General features: G+C 51.6%; 1 rRNA gene. It reads left to right on the plus strand.

What is annotated here, in order from left to right:
* The first annotated feature begins 88 nt into the window (after nucleotides 1-88).
* Nucleotides 89-1648 (plus strand): 16S ribosomal RNA (locus AB3H90_RS14295).
* Nucleotides 1649-1707 lie beyond the last annotated feature (59 nt).

A 1707-nucleotide genomic window follows, 5' to 3' on the forward strand; every position in this document is an offset into this window, starting at 1 on the left:
TGATTGATTCAAGACAACAAACATTTTTAACAAGCAAGCAATATGCTAGCAAACAATTGAGCTTAACAATCGCAAGATTGTTCGAACTTTTTATGAGAGTTTGATCCTGGCTCAGGACGAACGCTGGCGGCGTGCCTAATACATGCAAGTCGAACGCTTCTTTTTCCACCGGAGCTTGCTCCACCGGAAAAAGAGGAGTGGCGAACGGGTGAGTAACACGTGGGTAACCTGCCCATCAGAAGGGGATAACACTTGGAAACAGGTGCTAATACCGTATAACAATCGAAACCGCATGGTTTTGATTTGAAAGGCGCTTTCGGGTGTCGCTGATGGATGGACCCGCGGTGCATTAGCTAGTTGGTGAGGTAACGGCTCACCAAGGCGACGATGCATAGCCGACCTGAGAGGGTGATCGGCCACATTGGGACTGAGACACGGCCCAAACTCCTACGGGAGGCAGCAGTAGGGAATCTTCGGCAATGGACGAAAGTCTGACCGAGCAACGCCGCGTGAGTGAAGAAGGTTTTCGGATCGTAAAACTCTGTTGTTAGAGAAGAACAAGGATGAGAGTAACTGTTCATCCCTTGACGGTATCTAACCAGAAAGCCACGGCTAACTACGTGCCAGCAGCCGCGGTAATACGTAGGTGGCAAGCGTTGTCCGGATTTATTGGGCGTAAAGCGAGCGCAGGCGGTTTCTTAAGTCTGATGTGAAAGCCCCCGGCTCAACCGGGGAGGGTCATTGGAAACTGGGAGACTTGAGTGCAGAAGAGGAGAGTGGAATTCCATGTGTAGCGGTGAAATGCGTAGATATATGGAGGAACACCAGTGGCGAAGGCGGCTCTCTGGTCTGTAACTGACGCTGAGGCTCGAAAGCGTGGGGAGCAAACAGGATTAGATACCCTGGTAGTCCACGCCGTAAACGATGAGTGCTAAGTGTTGGAGGGTTTCCGCCCTTCAGTGCTGCAGCTAACGCATTAAGCACTCCGCCTGGGGAGTACGACCGCAAGGTTGAAACTCAAAGGAATTGACGGGGGCCCGCACAAGCGGTGGAGCATGTGGTTTAATTCGAAGCAACGCGAAGAACCTTACCAGGTCTTGACATCCTTTGACCACTCTAGAGATAGAGCTTCCCCTTCGGGGGCAAAGTGACAGGTGGTGCATGGTTGTCGTCAGCTCGTGTCGTGAGATGTTGGGTTAAGTCCCGCAACGAGCGCAACCCTTATTGTTAGTTGCCATCATTTAGTTGGGCACTCTAGCAAGACTGCCGGTGACAAACCGGAGGAAGGTGGGGATGACGTCAAATCATCATGCCCCTTATGACCTGGGCTACACACGTGCTACAATGGGAAGTACAACGAGTCGCAAAGTCGCGAGGCTAAGCTAATCTCTTAAAGCTTCTCTCAGTTCGGATTGTAGGCTGCAACTCGCCTACATGAAGCCGGAATCGCTAGTAATCGCGGATCAGCACGCCGCGGTGAATACGTTCCCGGGCCTTGTACACACCGCCCGTCACACCACGAGAGTTTGTAACACCCGAAGTCGGTGAGGTAACCTTTTGGAGCCAGCCGCCTAAGGTGGGATAGATGATTGGGGTGAAGTCGTAACAAGGTAGCCGTATCGGAAGGTGCGGCTGGATCACCTCCTTTCTAAGGAATATTACGGAGACTACACTGTTTGTTTTTCACTTTGTTCAGTTTTGAGAGGT

Source organism: Enterococcus sp. C63 (assembly GCF_040887215.1).
GTDB lineage: Bacteria > Bacillota > Bacilli > Lactobacillales > Enterococcaceae > Enterococcus_B > Enterococcus_B hirae.